The sequence below is a fragment of the Streptomyces sp. SM10 genome (assembly GCF_002910915.1).
Taxonomy (GTDB): domain Bacteria; phylum Actinomycetota; class Actinomycetes; order Streptomycetales; family Streptomycetaceae; genus Streptomyces.
The window spans coordinates 1-15,268 of record NZ_NEUF01000063.1 but is presented as its reverse complement, the minus strand read 5'-3'; the positions used below and the strand labels follow the sequence as shown (position 1 = coordinate 15,268).

Below are 15,268 nucleotides of genomic sequence, written 5' to 3'. Positions count from 1 at the left end.
TGCGCCGGCCCGGTTTCAGGTGCCGGTGGTGATCCGGACGGTCCAGGCTCCCGACCGGGTCCGGTCGGCGACGTCGATGCGGATGCGCTCGCCCGGCACGGTGAAGCGCTCGCCCTCCCGGAGCGGGGCGTCCGCGAGCGGCGGGTAGACCGACCGGTCCCAGCAGGCGTCGGAGTCGGGGTGGGTGTCCAGCACCTCGACCGGGCCGCCGCCGGACGGTGTCGCGTTGCGGATGCGGTAGACGAGGACGCCCTCGGCGCAGGTCGTCCGGTCGTTGCCCGTGGCGCTGCGGGCCTCGATGGCCAGCGCGCTGTCGGCACCGGTCCTGACGACCGCGAGCCGGGTCCCGACGGACGCACCCGGCACCGGCACCTCGGCCATGGGTTCCAGGGTGAGGTCGGCGGCGCCCTGCACGCAGACGACCTCCTCCCCCTCCAGCCAGCCGAGCTTCCACTTGTGCCAGCCGAACAGGTCCGGGGACAGCCCGAACTGGCTGCCCATCACGTCCCAGTCCCCGACGTAGGTGTCCCAGTCCCCCTTGCCGTCCTCCGGCCGGTGGTAGAGGTCCGCCAGGTCGAAGACGTGTCCGGTCTCGTGCGCGAGGACGTTCCGGTCCGGGGGGTGCTCCTCGAAGACGGTGACGACGCGCCTGATGTCCGTGCCGTCGGCGCGCACCGGCCGGTCGAAGTTGACGACCTTGGTGGCGTCGGAGTCGACACCGGGGGCGTCCGGGTCGGCGACGAGGTAGACGATGTCGTAGGCGGAGAAGTCGGTCTGCTCGTCGGCGGCGTCGATCGCGTCCCGCAGGTAGTCGCTGCGCCGCTCGGAGCTCCAGTCGCGCTGTATGCCGTACCAGGTGGAGGGGTGCGGCATGCGGGTCCACCGCTGTTGCGGGTGGGCGTGCAGGGTGAACTTCCCGTACGAGGCGCGCTGGAAGAACTGCGTGGTCGAGGGGAAGTAGTCGGCGGCCAGGATCTCGGGGGACACGACGGGATCGGAGTCGGGGAACGAGAGGAAGACCATCACCGCGTCGAGGCCTCGGCCGGGGCGCGGGTAGGCGTCGTTCCAGGTGTCGAGGCCGAGGGAGTGGTGCGCACCGGTCCTGGGCAGGGCGCACGGTCCCGCGTCGCGCGAGGCCGCCGAGGCGGGGCCGGCCACGAGCCCGGTGGCGGCGAGCGCCAGGAGGGAGGTGAGAGCGGCCGCCGCACGGCGCAGGCTCGGACTCCCCACTCCCCCGGATCCGTGCTGACGCGGCACATCTACCTCCGGGTGGCGAATGCGGTACCTGACCTTCACCCTGTGCCGATTCGGCGGCCCACGCCCTGTTGTGCTGCCCCACACGGGTCACCGGCGTCCGGGGTGATCAGCCCGGAACGGAGGAGCCCCCTCACAGAAAGTCACATTCGCTCACCCGGAAAGCGAAAAACACCAGATCGGCTCAGAAGTGATCATCTGCCGCCAAAACGCATGAGGGTAACGTGCGAGGGACAGGCGTGAGGCAGACGTGGGCCACGCGCGTGCAAGGTGTCCGAAACGACGGGCACGCTGGAACGGCCGGGGCGCCACCCTCTATGCTTCACCTCGTTTTCCTGCGTGGTTCCCGCCCCGGGCGCGGCTCTCCACTCCACGCCCTGCCCGACCACACCTGTTCACGACGATCTGCACAGCGGGAGAGAGCGGTGAGCGGAACCTCCGAAGGGCCGGTGCCCCGAGCGGGCACGTCCCCCGGCGCCGGGCCACCAGAGGTCACGCAGCGTGATCATCAGGGTTCGGGTCTCTCCGAGCTGCGCGACTACCGCGCCGCGTTCGCCGCATCCGCGCTCCCGATGGCCGTCGTCGACCCCCGCGGCCGGATCGTCAGGCCGAACGAGGCGCTGGGCGGGTTCCTCGGCGCCGACCCCGGGTCCCTGACCGGGCAGCTCGCGGCCGACCTCGTCGGTCTCACCTCGGACAGCCCCACCTGGCGGGCGTACACCGAGGTCCTGCGCGGCACCCGCTCCCGGCTCCGCTGCACCCGGCGGCTCAAGCACGCCGACGGCAGGCCCCTGTGGGCCGAGGTCACCCTCGTGCCGATGGGCGACCCGGCCGGCGGCACGGGCCGTGCGTTGCTGTCCGTCTCCGACGTCAGCGACCGGCGCGAGCTGCGGGAGCGGCTGCGCCATCTGCGGATGCACGATCCGGTGACCCGGCTGCCCAACCGCACCCTGTTCTTCGAGCGGCTCACCGCCGCCCTGGAGAGCCCCCCGCTCCAGGAGGGCTCACCGCCCCACCACGGCCGGATCGGCCTCTGCTACCTGGACATCGACGGTTTCAAGGCGGTCAACGACACCCTGGGGCACCGCACCGGCGACCGGCTGCTCGCCGCCGTCGCCGGACGGCTCACCGACTGCGCCGAGGCAGACGACCACCGCACCGGCGGCCATCTCGTGGCCCGCCTCGGCGGTGACGAGTTCGCGATCCTGGTGGACGACTCCTCGGGCACGCACCAGCTCACCGATCTCGCCCGCTCGGTGCTCACCGCCCTCCAGCGGCCCTTCGAGGTGGCCGGGCACCGGCTGTCGGTCTCCGCGTCGATCGGTGTGGTGGAGCGGGCGGCGTCCGGCACGTCGGCGACCGCGCTCATGCAGGCCGCGGACACCACGCTGTACTGGGCGAAGGCCGACGGCCGGGCCCGCTGGACCCTCTTCGACCCCGAGCGCAACGCGCACCGCATGACCCGTCAGGCGCTCTCCTCCACGCTCCGCCCGGCCGTCGAGCGCGGGGAGTTCACGCTGGAGTACCAGCCGCTGGTCGGCATGGCGGACGAGGTCGTACGGGGTGTGGAGGCCCTGGTGCGGTGGAAGCACCCGCGGTTCGGGCTGCTGGCGCCGAGCCGCTTCGTCCCGATCGCCGAGGAGGACGGCACGATCGTCCAGCTCGGCCGGTGGGTGCTGCGCACGGCCTGCCGTCAGGCCCGTCGCTGGCAGACGGAACACCCGGACGAGCCCTCGCTCTTCATCAGCGTCAATGTCGCCGTGCGGCAGCTGCGGGACTCCGACCTGGTCGCCGACGTGGCGGAGATCCTCGCGGAGACCGGCCTGGAGCCGGGCCTGCTGCAACTGGAGCTGACCGAGTCGGCGGTCATGGGGTCGTCGGGCCGGCCGCTGCGGGTGCTCCAGGCGCTCAGCGACATGGGCGTCCGCATCGCGATCGACGACTTCGGCACGGGCTACTCGAACCTCGCCTACCTCAGCCGGCTGCCCGTCTCCGTGCTGAAGCTGGACGGCTCCTTCGTACGCGGCTTCCGCTACGAGGACGGCGCCCACCCCAGCCCGGCCGACGAGACGATCGTCGAGGCCATGGTGCAGCTCGCGCACCGGCTGGGCCTGACGGTCACGGCGGAGTGCGTGGAGACCTCGGGCCAGGCGGAGCGGCTGCGCCGGATCGGCTGCGACACCGGGCAGGGGTGGCTGTACTCCCGTGCGGTGGCCCCGGAGCGGATCGCCGAACTGATCGGCACACGGCCCCCGGAGGGCTGAACACCGCTCCGGGGCCCGACGCCGCGGTCAGACCGCCGAGGGCAGTCCGTAGGCGTCGGCGATCAGTTCGTAACTGCGCAGCCGGGCGTCACCGCCGTGCGCGTTGGCCGTGATCATCAGCTCGTCGGCGCCGGTCCGCTTGGCCAGGTCGTCCAGTCCGCCGCGGACCTCGTCCGCCGTGCCGTGGACGATGTCCTTCAGCCAGCCGTCGACGAATTCGCGCTCCATGGGGCTGAAGTCGTGCGCCTCCGCCTCCTCGGGGGTCGGCACGAGACCCGGGCGTCCGGTGCGCAGCCGGACCATGGAGAGCGCCCCGGTGAGCACCTGGCGCCGGGCCTCGCGCTCGTCGTCGGCCGCGAGGGCCGCGACCCCGATGAGGGCGTAGGGGGCGTCGAGCACCGCGGAGGGCTTGAAGGACTCCCGGTAGAGGTCCAGGGCCGGGACGGTGTTCCGGGCCGAGAAGTGGTGGGCGAAGGCGAAGGGCAGGCCGAGGACACCGGCGAGCCGGGCACTGAAGCCGGAGGAACCCAGCAGCCACACGGGCGGGCGGGAGGGCGACTGCACCCCGCCGGGCGAGGTGGCCTGCACGGGCCCGGGGACCGCGTGGATGCGGGCGTAGGGGTGCCCGTCGGGGAAGTCGTCGTCCAGGAAGCGCGTCAGCTCCGCCAGCTGCTGCGGAAAGTCGTCGGCGCCCTCGTTCAGCCGGTCGGTGCGCCGCAGGGCGGCGGCCGTCGCGCCGTCCGTGCCGGGGGCCCGGCCGAGGCCGAGGTCGACACGGCCGGGGGCCATCGCCTCCAGGGTGCCGAACTGCTCCGCGATCACCAGCGGGGCGTGGTTGGGCAGCATCACGCCGCCGGAGCCGAGCCGGATGCGCTCGGTGTGGGCCGCGAGGTGCGCGAGGATCACGGCGGGGGACGAGGAGGCCACGCCGGGCATGGAGTGGTGCTCGGCGACCCAGAAGCGGTGGAAGCCGCGGCTCTCGGCAAGCCTGGCGATGTCCACGCTGGTGCGCAGGGCCTGGGTCGCCGTGCGGCCCTGGCCCACGGTCACCAGGTCGAGCACCGACAGGGGCACGGAGGCCGTCCCGCCCGCCGTGCCACGAATCTGGTCGCCTCGGTTCTCGTCCACGTGTTCGGCCTCTCCGGTGCTGCGTCTGTGTACCGGAGAGGCCAACAGGAGGATGGCTCCGCTTATTCCCCGCGACCGGCGGGGTCGCTCACTCCCGCACCTCGATGCCCCGGGGCTCCGTGGCGCCCAGCGGGGGCTCACGGGTGGCGAAGAGGGTGCCCAGGGTGGGGGCCCAGATGCGGCGGTCGGTCAGCCGGAGCCCCTCCCAGACCGCCACCTGGTTGGCGGTGAGGACCGGCTTGCCCAGGAGCTCCTCCAGCTCGGGGACGTACGCGGCGGTGTGCAGGGCGTTGTCGGGGAGCAGGACCACCTCGGCGTCGGGGTGGTCCGCGGCCACGGCCAGCTCCTTCACGAGCTCCACGTCGGCGGCGGCCGCCTCGGACGCGCCGATGATGCCGCTGCCCCGGGTCGCGGCCACCTCCACGCCGCCGGCCTCCAGGAAACCTGCGAACAGCGCGGCGATGTCGTCGGAGTAGGTCGCGGCGACAGCGACCCGGGAGGCGCCCAGCTCGCGTACTGCCTGGACGAAGGCGACGGACGTGCTGGAGGCGGGGAGCCCGGCTGCCCTGGCCAGCTCCGCCGCCTGTTCGTGGGCCCCGTCCCAGCCGTAGGAGAAACTGCCGCCCGAGCACGCCCAGACCAGCGATTCCGCACCGGCCATCCGCAGCTCCTCGGCCCCGGCGGCCAGCCGGTCCGGCGTACCCGCGGCGCGGAGGTTCTCCGCCCTGCGGTCGTCCTCGTCGATGTCCGTGTGGAAGAGCGGCACTCTGATGTCGCTGTCGAGCATGACCTCGATGCGCGGGAAGTCGTCCTCCGCGGCGTGGCCCGGGTAGAGAAGTCCTACGGTCGTCATGTCCATCCTTCCCGTGCGTCCGGATGTCCTGCGGTGCTCGTGTCACCGGTGCCCCTGCCTGGGACAAGTATTCCCCTTATGGCCCCGTATCGTCGCCCGCAACAGCTGTGACCAGGGGTTCCTCCCGCCCCACGGAGGTCCGGTTGACGGGCACGCCCCTCGGTGCGAGCGTGGGCGTTCCTGATGACCACTCCCGTGATCCTCGTCCTGGACACCGACCCGTCGCCGCGCCTGGGCCGGCTGACCGGCCGGGCCCGCGTCCGGTACGCCGACGAGCGGACGCTCGCCCGTGAGCTCCCCGGGGCGGACGTGCTGCTCGTCTGGGACTTCACCTCCGACGCCGTCCGTGCGGCGTGGCCCGGCGACGCGCCCCGCCCGCGCTGGGTCCACACGGCGAGCGCCGGGGTGGACCGGCTGCTCTGTCCGGAGCTCGCCGCCTCCCCCACCGTCGTGACCAACGCCCGTGGCGTCTTCGAGCTGCCGATCGCCGAGTACGTCGCGGGGCTGGTGCTCGCCTTCGCGAAGGACCTCCCCCGCACGCTGGAGCTCCAGCGGGAGCGCAAATGGCGGCACCGGGAGACGCGGGGGCTCGCGGGCAGTCGCGCCGTGGTCGTCGGCGCGGGCCCCGTCGGCCGGGAGATCATGCGGCTGCTGCACGGCCTGGGCGTCCAGGTGGCGCTCGTCGGGCGCACGGCGCGGCGCACCATTCACGGCATCGAGGATCTGGACCGGCTGGCGGCGGGCGCGGACTGGGTGATCTGCGCGGCCCCCCTGACGGACACGACGCGCGGGATGTTCGACGCCCGTTTCTTCGGGCTGCTCCAGCCCTCCGCCCACTTCGTGAACGTGGGCCGCGGCCCGCTCACCGTCGAGGAGGACCTGGCCGACGCGCTGCGCAAACACTGGATCGCGGGTGCCGCGCTCGACGTGTTCCAGGAGGAGCCGCTGGCCCCGTCCAGCCCGCTGTGGGACGTGCCCGGCCTTCTCGTCTCCCCGCACATGAGCGGGGACACGGCCGGCTGGCGGGACCGGCTGGGTGAGCAGTTCGTGTCGATGTACGAACTCTGGGCGGCGGGTGAGCCCCTCCCCAACACGGTGGACATACGGCGCGGTTACGTCCCTTCTCCGGACATCCCCGCCTGATCGGACATCGTGACGGCCGGTCATGGACGGCCGCACGGAGGGGAACACACCCCGCACACCGGTCGTCGCCCTGCGCCCACGACGAGACACGGGAAGGTCACCTTCCGGCCACCGTTCGATTACATGGCAGCGCTTCCTGCATAGACGTCCGGGATCGGGCAGGTGCTCAGTCTGTCCGGACTGTTCGACACCCCGATTTCTCCAGGAGATTGCGAACCATGGCTGACTTCCCTCACCTGTCCCGTCGGGGCTTCCTCAATCGATCGGCAGCCGTGGGAGGTCTGCTCGTCGTCCCCGGCCTGCTCTCCGCCTGCAGCAAGACCGACGAAGGCGCCGCGAACGGTGAGGGCGCCCTCGACAAGCTCCGCAAGCAGGGCTTCGTCCGGGTCGCCTACGCCAACGAGGCCCCGTACGGCTACATGGAGGGCAAGGAGCTCAAGGGCGAGGCGCCCACCCTCCACGGGGAGATATTCAAGGCGCTCGGCGTCGAGGAGCTGAAGCCCACCCTGTCGGAGTGGGACGGCCTCATCCCCGGTCTGCAGGCGGGCAAGTACGACGTGGTCAGCGCGGGCATGGCGATCACTCCCGAGCGCTGCGCCAACGCCGTCTTCTCCGAGCCGGAGTTCATCTCCCCGACGGCCATGATGGTGAAGAAGGGCAACCCGAAGCAGGTCACCGACCTCGCCTCGGCGAAGGCCGCCGGGATCACCGTCGGCGTGATGTCGGGTGCGGTGGAGGCCTCGTACGCCAAGGGCGCGGGCATCGCCGAGGGGAAGATCAAGACGCTGCAGAAGCCTCAGGACGGCGCGGACGCGGTCAAGGGCGGCCGGGTCGACGCCTTCCTGCTCACCGGCATCTCGCTGCGCTGGCTGGCGAAGACCAACCCCGACACCGAGGTGACCGAGGCCTTCGTCCCCGAACTGGACGGCAAGCAGCAGTTCTCCCCGGGCGGCGCGGTGTTCCGCCAGGGCAACGAGGACCTGCGGGACTCCTTCAACCGGGAGCTCAAGAAGATCGTCTCCGACAAGTCGCGCTACGTGGAGCTGCTGCAGGAGTACGGCTTCGGCGCCACGGAGGTCCCGCCGGCCGATCTGAAGACCGCCGACCTGTGCAAGGGCTGACGGGGACGGACCACAGCGTATGAGTGACTTCTTCTCCACCTTCGCCGACGAGTTCCCGCAGATCAGATCCGGCTTCCTGGTGACGCTGGAAGCGACGGTCCTGGGTTCGCTGTTCGCGCTGGTGCTGTCCTTCGCCCTCGGCCTGATGGCGGGGAGCAGGCTCCTGCCGGTGCGCGGGGTCTCCCGGACCGTCGTGGAGTTCTTCCGCGGCACCTCGCTCTACGTCCAGCTGTTCTGGTTCTACTACGCCATGCCGCAGCTGACGGGCTACGAACTGACGCCCCTGCTCTGCGGAGTGGTGGCCCTCGGGCTGAACTTCGGGGCGTACGGCTCCGAGATCGTGCGCGGCGCCATCAACTCGGTGCCGCGCGCGCAGTACGAGGCTGCCGTGGCGCTGAACATGTCGCCGTTCCACCGGATGCGGAAGGTGATCCTGCCCCAGGCCTGGGTGCAGATGATCCCCTCCTTCACCAACCTGCTGATCCAGCTCCTGAAGGCCACCCCGCTGCTGTGGCTGCTCTCCGCCGCCGACCTGATGACGGCGATCGAACATGTCCGCAGCCTGACGGGAGAGAGTCTCGCCGCGTATCTGCTGCTGCTGGCCGTCTACTTCGTGCTCGCCTACGCACTGACGCTGCTGATGAACCTGCTGGAGCGGTCCGCCAAGCGGCGCCTCGGCCTGCACACCGGCGCCCGGGGTCTGTTCAAGGCCCGTAGCGCCGAACCCGTCACGACGGCCGGAGGCTCCCGGTGAACCAGACATTCGACTGGGACGCCGCCCATGAGGCCCTCCCCCTGCTGCTCGAAGGGTTCCGGACCACCCTGCTGGCGACGCTGCTCGGCACACTCGTCGCGGCGGTGCTCGGGCTCGCGATCGCGGTGGCCGGACGGGCACCGTCCCGCCTCGTGACGGTGCCCGTGAAGGCCGTCATGGAGTTCGTCCGCTCCACCCCCCTGCTGGTCCAGCTGGTGGGCGCGGTGGCCGTGTTCCCCACCGTGGAACCGCTGACCACCGGCATCGTGGTGCTGGGCCTCCACTACGCCACGTACACCTCCGAGGTGTACCGGGCGGGCATCGACGGGGTCCCCAAGGGCCAGTGGGAGGCCTGCCGGGCCCTGTCCATGTCACCCCGTCGGACCTGGCAGGCGGTGATCCTGCCCCAGGCGGTGCGCAACGTGCTGCCGGCGCTGGGCAACTACGCCATCTCGATGTTCAAGGAGACCCCGTTCCTGGCCGTGATCACGGTGCAGGAGATGGTCTTCGAGGCCCGGAAGTACGGGGCCGACCACTTCGCGTACACGGAGGCGTGGACGCTCGCAGGGCTGATCTTCCTGGTCGCGAGCTACCCGACCTCGCTGCTGATGAGAAAGCTGGAGAAGCGCCTTGGCCACTGAACCCGCCCCCCTCAGGAAGATCGCGGACGCGGCCCCGGACCCCCTGGCCACGGGCGTCGAGCCGCTGGTCCGCTTCGACAAGGTCGTCAAGCGCTACGGCGACCACGTGGTGCTGGACGAGCTGGACTTCACCGTGCGGCGCGGCGAGCACGTGACGCTGATCGGGCCGAGCGGCTCGGGCAAGACCACCATCCTGCGGCTGCTCATGACGCTGGAGAAGGTCAGCGACGGCGTGATCTGGGTCGACGGCTCCCCGCTGTCGCATGTGCGGACGCCGTCCGGCGCGCTGAAGCCCGCGGGCGAGAAGCAGCTGCGTGAGTCCCGGAAGAAGATCGGGATGGTCTTCCAGCAGTTCAACCTCTTCCCGAACATGAAGGTGCTCCAGAACATCACCGAGGCGCCGGTCAACGTCCTCGGCATGGACAAGGACGAGGCGGAGACCCGCGCCCGGGAGCTGCTCGACCTCGTCGGGCTCTCCGGGAAGATCGACGCCCACCCCTCCCAGCTCTCCGGCGGCCAGCAGCAGCGCGTGGCCATCGCGCGTGCGCTGGCGATGCGGCCGGAGATCCTGCTGCTCGACGAGGTGACGTCCGCGCTGGACCCCGAACTCGTGGCCGGTGTGCTGGACCTGCTGTGCGACATCGCCAGGAACACCAACATCACCATGCTCTGCGTGACCCACGAGATGAACTTCGCCCGGGACGTCTCGGAGAAGGTGCTCATGTTCGACGCGGGACGGGTCGTGGAGTCCGGATCCCCGGAGAAGATATTCACCGACCCCGAACACGAACGTACGCGCGAGTTCCTCAACGCGGTGCTGTGACCTTGCCTTTGGCATAGAGCTCATGACCTTGGCATATGCCGTTGGAGTGCGCCCCTGCTGACGATGCCGGGGCGCACCATCAACTCCCCTTCAGCTCCTCCAAATCCGCCTCTCGGCGACTATCGTGGGTCGTGAGCTTGAGGTCACCACCTGGCAGATGCCCTGAAGGGGGAACCGTGGCGTTGAAGCCCGAGCCGAAGGCGCCGTTCCATTCCGTGCAGTACGCCTTGCGTGTGCTCGAGTCCGTGTCGACGCACGGCAGCGGGGTGACCGAGGCCCGGATCTCCCGGGAGACGGGTCTGCCGCCCGGGCACCTCACGCCCCTCCTGCTGACGCTGCGCCGCGAGGGATACGTCGAGCAGGTCACCGACGGCGCGTACATCATCGGTTCCTCGCTCCTCGAACTCGGCTCCGGAGCCGCCCGCAGGCGGGCCCTGGAGGCGAAGCTCCAGCAGACGCTGGTCCAGCTCCGGGATTCGGTCGGTGCGGCGGTCTACGTCAGCCGCTACGTCGACGGGGAGATCCGGGTCACGCAGGTCGCGGACGGGCCGCGCACGCCCGCCGTCAACGAGTGGGTGGACTTCCGCTCGGCGGCGCACGCCAGCGCGATCGGGAAGTGCCTGCTCACCCAGCTCGACCAGAACGGCCGACGCGACCACATGGCGCGGCACCGGATCGCGCGGCTGACGTCGCGGACCATCACGAGCGAGAAGGTGCTCTTCTCGAAGCTGGACAGCCAGCCCGCGACGGTGCCGGTCCTGGATCTGCAGGAGTACGCCGTGGGTACGGTCTGCGCGGCGGTCCCCCTGACGGCCGGCTCGTCGGCGGGCTGCCTGGCCCTGTCGCTGCCCATCGAGCACGCGCACCGGCTGCGCGCCGCGGCCGCCACGCTCAACCGGCGCGCCGCGCCGGTCCTCCTGTCGCTGGCGCTCTGACGCCGGTCCACGCACGACGTGTCCCCTCGGTCAGCGGGCCGACTGCTCGGGCGTCGGCAGCCACACCTCGCCGACGAAGGTGCGCCCACCGTTGGTCGTCCTTGACCAGGACGGGCGCGGTGATGTCGGAGGAGTCGGCCGGAAGTGCCCCTGGCGGGCATGGGAAGGGGCGCGAGGAGAGATGTGGCGAGAGCCACGCGGAGGGAGCCGGGCACGTGTCATCAGCACCCCCGGGGACCAGGTATTATTTTCGAGTCACCAGGCGCCGTTAGCTCAGTTGGTTAGAGCAGCTGACTCTTAATCAGCGGGTCCGGGGTTCGAGTCCCTGACGGCGCACCGACACCACAGTGGGCGGTCTCCCTCCGAGGAGACCGCCCACTGTGCGTTGTGTCGGATCAGAACTGCACGTCGGAGCACGCGTAGAACGCGTTGCTGGTGTCCGCGACGTTCCAGACGGCGAGGATGATGTGCTTACCGGTCTTCTGGGTGGGCATCGAGCCCTGGTGGGTCAGTGTCGCCGGGGGCTGCTGGTTCCCGTACGGCACGGTCATGAAGGGCTGCGACTCCAGCGCGGCCCTGGTGAGCGGCTTCGTGGAGTCCCAGCCGTTCTTGGTGATGTAGTACCGGAAGTCACTCGTGGAGTGCCGGGCCGTGAACTGCCAGCGGAAGCTGTAGCCCTGCCCCGCGGTGACCTGGGTGGCGGGCCAGCCGCCGCCGCGCGGGTCGTCGAGCTGGGCGAAGGTGCTGTTCCCGCCGGCGCAGATCTTGCCGTCCGCCGGCCCTGCCGCCGGGAAGCCCTTGGGGCCCTCGACGCTCTGCGGCTCCCACTGGATGTTGCCGCAGCCGGTGACGGTGCCGTTCGCACAGAGCTTCTGCCGGCTGATGGGTGAGTCCGTGTAGCCATGGCTGCTGGCGCTGCCGGTCGCGAACATGGAGACGCCCGCTATCGCCAGGCCGATGACGGCCGCGCTTGCCCTTTTCCGCATGCTGTGTCGCTCCTCGAGAACGTGGGGGATGTTCTGGGGATGTTCTGGCTCTGCTGCGCGCATGCTGTCGTGCGGTCTAGACCAAGTCCAGATTATTGACGCGGCATGAACATGTCCAGACCAATGTGGATCGGGTTTCAGGGCGCGCTCCGGTGCAACCGGAGGCGATCAGGCCCCTTCTCCGCCGCCACGGCCGGTGTAGAAGGCGACCGTCAAATCCCTGACCAGCGCCTTGTGTTCGTAGCCGTCGAGTTCGACGATGCCGCGCGCGGTCAGCCGGCGCACCGTGTCGTCCACCGCGTCGACCACGGAGGTCAGCACCCCGTCCCGGTGCTTCGCGTCGATGGCCGCCACCCGGCGGCGCTGCATCGCGGCCGCGACCTCGGGGGCGTACTCGATCCCGGTCGGCTGCGCCGAGTACACCTCGATACCCACGGGCGCGCAGTCCGCCTTCACCATCCGGGTCAGCGCGTCGCCCACCGCCTCCGCGTCGCGCAGGGTGCGGGTGTCCTCGTGGAAGGCGTCGGCCGGCAGCTGCGAGAGCACCCGCGCCAGCGCCGCCTCCACCTGGTCGCTCAGATACCGCTCGTGGTCCGCGACCCCGAACAGGGCCCGCGCGGTGTCCTTGACCCTCCAGACGACGAGGACGACGGCCCGCAGGGCGGTACCGCTCGCGTCCACCGCGGGCAGCGGCTCACTGCGCCAGTGCCGCAGCCGCACGTCGACCCTGCGGCGGAGCAGGAGCGGGGAGATCCAGAGGAGACCGGTGCGCCGCACACTCCCGCGGTACTCCCCGAAGAGCGTCAGCACCGAGGCGTGTCCGGCCCGGCCCCGCCCGAGGCCGCAGAGCGCGAACAGCGCCACGGCCGTCAGCAGGGCGAGCAGCGCCCAGACGCCGGTGCCGATCCCGTCGTACGGGCGGGCCCCGAGCCCGAGCCGGGCGGTCACGGCGGTGGGCACCGCGCCCTGCCACCACAGCACGGCGAGCCCGGCGGCCGCGCCCGTCGCGGCGGTGAACAGCGCGGCCCAGCCGGACAGTACGGGGCCGGGCCGCTCGACGAGCCGGGGGTCGGCGGGCGGTGCGGACCGGGTGGGGGGCTGCGCCTGGGGGTGACGCGGCAGGGGCGGACGGCGGAAGGCGGGCACCCGCGCCGTCCCTGCCCCCGCGGCGGTGCCGCCCTCCCCGGCGGGCGTGCCGTCGTGGTCGTCGTCACGGAAGAGCAGGTGGACGGGGATGGGCGCGGTGGTCTCGGTGGAGATGACGGGCTGCCTGCGTCCGGCGCCCCACCAGGCGACCGGGTCCGCGGCGCCGACCGTCAGCCTCACCGGGGCGCGCTCGGCCCCGCCGGAGACCCCGGACCCGTCGAGGACCCGGGCCCCGCCAGGAGCCCCGGGCCCGTCGGGGACCAGGGCGGCGTCGACAGCCCCGGCCTCGTCGGAGATCCGGGCCCCGCCGGAGGCCACGGGTCCTTCGGAGGCCCCCTCCTCGTCAGGGACCACGGACACGTCAGGGACCACGGTCACGTCGGGGCCGATGGTGCCGTCAGGGACCACGGTGCCGTCGGGCTCCGGCTTCCGGAGGCCGAGCGGTCCGCCCGGCCCGCTGCGGGTGTCCACCGCGCCGGGGACCTCCTCCGGGAGCGACGGGGGCCCCCACACCGGCCCCGGTCCGGCCGGCGGCCCGGGGTCCGGTGCCTCCGGGTCCAGGGGCTCGGGTTCGAGCGACTCCAGGTCACACACCGGCTCCTGGCCGAGCGGTTCCCAGTCCAGCGGCTCCCGATCCGGGGAGGTGTCCAGGTCCCGGTCCAGGCCCTGCTCCCGATCGGGAGGAAGGTCCAGGTCCAGGTCCACGGGGATGACGCCGGTGGCCGCGGCGGCGGGGCGGCCCACCACGGCGACCGCGTCCAGGGCAGGACCCAGGTCCGCCGGAATGTCCTCGACCTCGACGGCCGGCAAGTCCGCCGCACGCGGAGAGCCGGTCACCGGATCCGCGGTCTCCACGGGCACCGCTTCCTCCTCCCGCGGCGCGTCGGCGACCCCGGTCCCGGCGGGCCGCTCCCTCGCCGGCTCCGGCTCCGCGCCCGGCCCGGGCACCCCGGCTTCGTGCACCGGCGCCACCGGCAGCCCCCGCGCCGGCGGCTCTCCCTGCGCGTCCCCCGCACCGGGCCCGGGCACGATCACCCGCGTGTCCCGCTCGCCCAGCTCGTCCCACTCGCCCCGTACGTTCTCCGTCGAGCGCATTCCCGCCTCCGTCATGTCCGTTCCGTTGCGTTGCGTTGCTTCAAGCCGTCACGCGAAGAGCCGGCGCCATGTCTCCGGCCCCGGGTATCCGTCGGCAGCGCTCCCGCTCCAGCCCTGGGCCCGCTGGAACGCCTCGACGTTGCGGCGGTCCGCTTCCGTCCAGCGCGTGCCGGGGCCCGTCACGTAGTGCGCGCCGTATCCCTTCTTGACCAGCCGGGTTCCGAGCAGCCGGATGTGGTCACCGGTCCCGCCCGGCCGGAAGGAGCTCCTCCCCGGGTACGCCGGGGCCGCGCTCGGGGTGCCGCCCGTCCCGGCCGCAGGGATCTTGCGCCCGGTGCCGCTGACCAGCAGGCGCCAGGTGTGCGGGCCGGGGACGCCGTCGGCCTCCTTGCCCTTCCACCCCTGCGCCAGCTGGAACGCCTGGGTCGCCCGCTTGTCCGCGTCGCTCCAGCGGGGCCCCGCGCCCTGTGAATAGAAGCGCTTGCCGCCCTGGGCGATGAGCATCTCCCCGAGCCGGGTCACGTGGGCGTTGTCCGCACCGGCGCCGAACTTCGCCGCACCCGGGAACGCCGTCGCGGAGCCGGCGCTCGCGCCGCTGACGACGCCCTTGTAGCGGTAGGCCACGTACTTCGAGGAGTTGCTCCAGTACGCCATCGGCGTCGTCGCCTTGCGGGCGTTCGGGCGGGTCTGTTCGTATGCGAGGTACTGGCTGTGCGTGGTGTCGGTCCACCCGCCGAAGACCGTGACGTGCGAACCCACCGCGGGGTCGGCCAGGTTGTGGAAGAGGAGGATGTCGCCGGGTTCCAGATCGGCCCGGGCGATCTTCGTGCCGAAGCCGGCGAGGCTGCCGGTCCACTCGTTGCTGCCGAGGTTCCACGCCATCGAGACGAAGCCCGAGCAGTCCTGCCGGTAGCCGTCCGACCAGTACGCCTCCATGTCGTACGGGACCTTCGCGGTGACCCACTTCTTGGCGCGGTCGATGATCTCGGTCCGGGTCGTCGTCAGCTGCGCCTGGCCCGGCTGGGCGGGCGGGCCCGGGGCTCCGCCGCCGTTCAGGGGCCCGACGGAGCCCTGCGGGGTGACCGGCTGGGGGTCGGCCTCCGTGGCGGCACGGGTGTCCCGGCC

At 71.8% G+C, this 15,268-nt stretch carries 13 protein-coding genes and 1 tRNA gene; 8 read left to right on the top strand and 6 right to left on the bottom strand.

Annotated features, from left to right (window positions below; all coding sequences use genetic code 11):
* Nucleotides 1–15: 15 nt before the first annotated feature.
* On the bottom strand, nt 16–1,257 hold the full coding sequence (locus B9S57_RS08190; RefSeq protein ID WP_103514865.1) for a M6 family metalloprotease domain-containing protein: 1,242 nt from the start codon (nt 1,255–1,257) through the stop codon (nt 16–18).
* Between the two features lie 422 nt (nt 1,258–1,679).
* On the opposite strand from B9S57_RS08190, the gene B9S57_RS08185 reads away from it, so the two are divergent.
* The gene (locus tag B9S57_RS08185; RefSeq protein WP_103514864.1) at nt 1,680–3,518 is read left to right on the top strand and encodes a bifunctional diguanylate cyclase/phosphodiesterase; all 1,839 of its coding nucleotides are present in this window, start codon (nt 1,680–1,682) and stop codon (nt 3,516–3,518) included.
* Between the two features lie 27 nt (nt 3,519–3,545).
* Here B9S57_RS08185 and B9S57_RS08180 read toward each other — a convergent pair whose 3' ends face one another.
* Entirely contained in the window at nt 3,546–4,646 is a 1,101-nt protein-coding gene (locus tag B9S57_RS08180) for an LLM class flavin-dependent oxidoreductase (protein ID WP_103514863.1), read from the bottom strand.
* 88 nt (nt 4,647–4,734) lie between these two features.
* Nucleotides 4,735–5,499, bottom strand: coding sequence for a decarboxylase (locus B9S57_RS08175; protein ID WP_103514862.1), 765 nt, complete (start codon nt 5,497–5,499; stop codon nt 4,735–4,737).
* 183 nt (nt 5,500–5,682) lie between these two features.
* Between B9S57_RS08175 and B9S57_RS08170 the strand changes: the two genes are divergently transcribed.
* From B9S57_RS08170 to B9S57_RS08140, 7 genes are all read left to right on the top strand, one after another.
* Complete coding sequence (locus B9S57_RS08170) at nt 5,683–6,642, top strand: D-2-hydroxyacid dehydrogenase (protein WP_103514927.1); 960 nt, start codon at nt 5,683–5,685, stop codon at nt 6,640–6,642.
* A gap of 218 nt (nt 6,643–6,860) precedes the next feature.
* A complete protein-coding gene (ehuB, locus tag B9S57_RS08165) occupies nt 6,861–7,763 on the top strand; it encodes an ectoine/hydroxyectoine ABC transporter substrate-binding protein EhuB (protein ID WP_103514861.1) in 903 nt (300 codons plus the stop codon).
* A 19-nt stretch (nt 7,764–7,782) separates the two neighbouring features.
* Nucleotides 7,783–8,517, top strand: a complete 735-nt coding sequence (gene ehuC / locus B9S57_RS08160) for an ectoine/hydroxyectoine ABC transporter permease subunit EhuC (protein ID WP_103514860.1) — start codon at nt 7,783–7,785, stop codon at nt 8,515–8,517.
* Complete coding sequence (ehuD, locus tag B9S57_RS08155; protein ID WP_103514859.1) at nt 8,514–9,158, top strand: ectoine/hydroxyectoine ABC transporter permease subunit EhuD; 645 nt, start codon at nt 8,514–8,516, stop codon at nt 9,156–9,158. Before ehuC ends, ehuD begins: the two co-directional genes overlap by 4 nt.
* The gene (ehuA, locus tag B9S57_RS08150; protein WP_103514858.1) at nt 9,148–9,981 is read left to right on the top strand and encodes an ectoine/hydroxyectoine ABC transporter ATP-binding protein EhuA; all 834 of its coding nucleotides are present in this window, start codon (nt 9,148–9,150) and stop codon (nt 9,979–9,981) included. The genes ehuD and ehuA overlap by 11 nt, the downstream gene beginning before the upstream one ends.
* Nucleotides 9,982–10,157: 176 nt before the next feature.
* Nucleotides 10,158–10,916, top strand: a complete 759-nt coding sequence (locus B9S57_RS08145) for an IclR family transcriptional regulator (protein WP_103514857.1) — start codon at nt 10,158–10,160, stop codon at nt 10,914–10,916.
* Between the two features lie 262 nt (nt 10,917–11,178).
* Nucleotides 11,179–11,252 (top strand) — tRNA-Lys (locus tag B9S57_RS08140).
* A 59-nt stretch (nt 11,253–11,311) separates the two neighbouring features.
* Here the strand turns inward: B9S57_RS08140 and B9S57_RS08135 are convergent.
* The 3 genes from B9S57_RS08135 to B9S57_RS08125 form a co-directional block, all read right to left on the bottom strand.
* Nucleotides 11,312–11,902 (bottom strand): lytic polysaccharide monooxygenase, encoded by a 591-nt coding sequence (locus B9S57_RS08135; protein WP_103514856.1) that lies wholly within the window; start codon nt 11,900–11,902, stop codon nt 11,312–11,314.
* A gap of 168 nt (nt 11,903–12,070) precedes the next feature.
* On the bottom strand, nt 12,071–14,158 hold the full coding sequence (locus B9S57_RS35250; RefSeq protein WP_258036285.1) for an SPFH domain-containing protein: 2,088 nt from the start codon (nt 14,156–14,158) through the stop codon (nt 12,071–12,073).
* Nucleotides 14,159–14,191: 33 nt separating this feature from the next.
* On the bottom strand, nt 14,192–15,268 hold a 1,077-nt coding region (locus B9S57_RS08125), incomplete at its 5' end, for a peptidoglycan-binding protein (protein ID WP_103514855.1).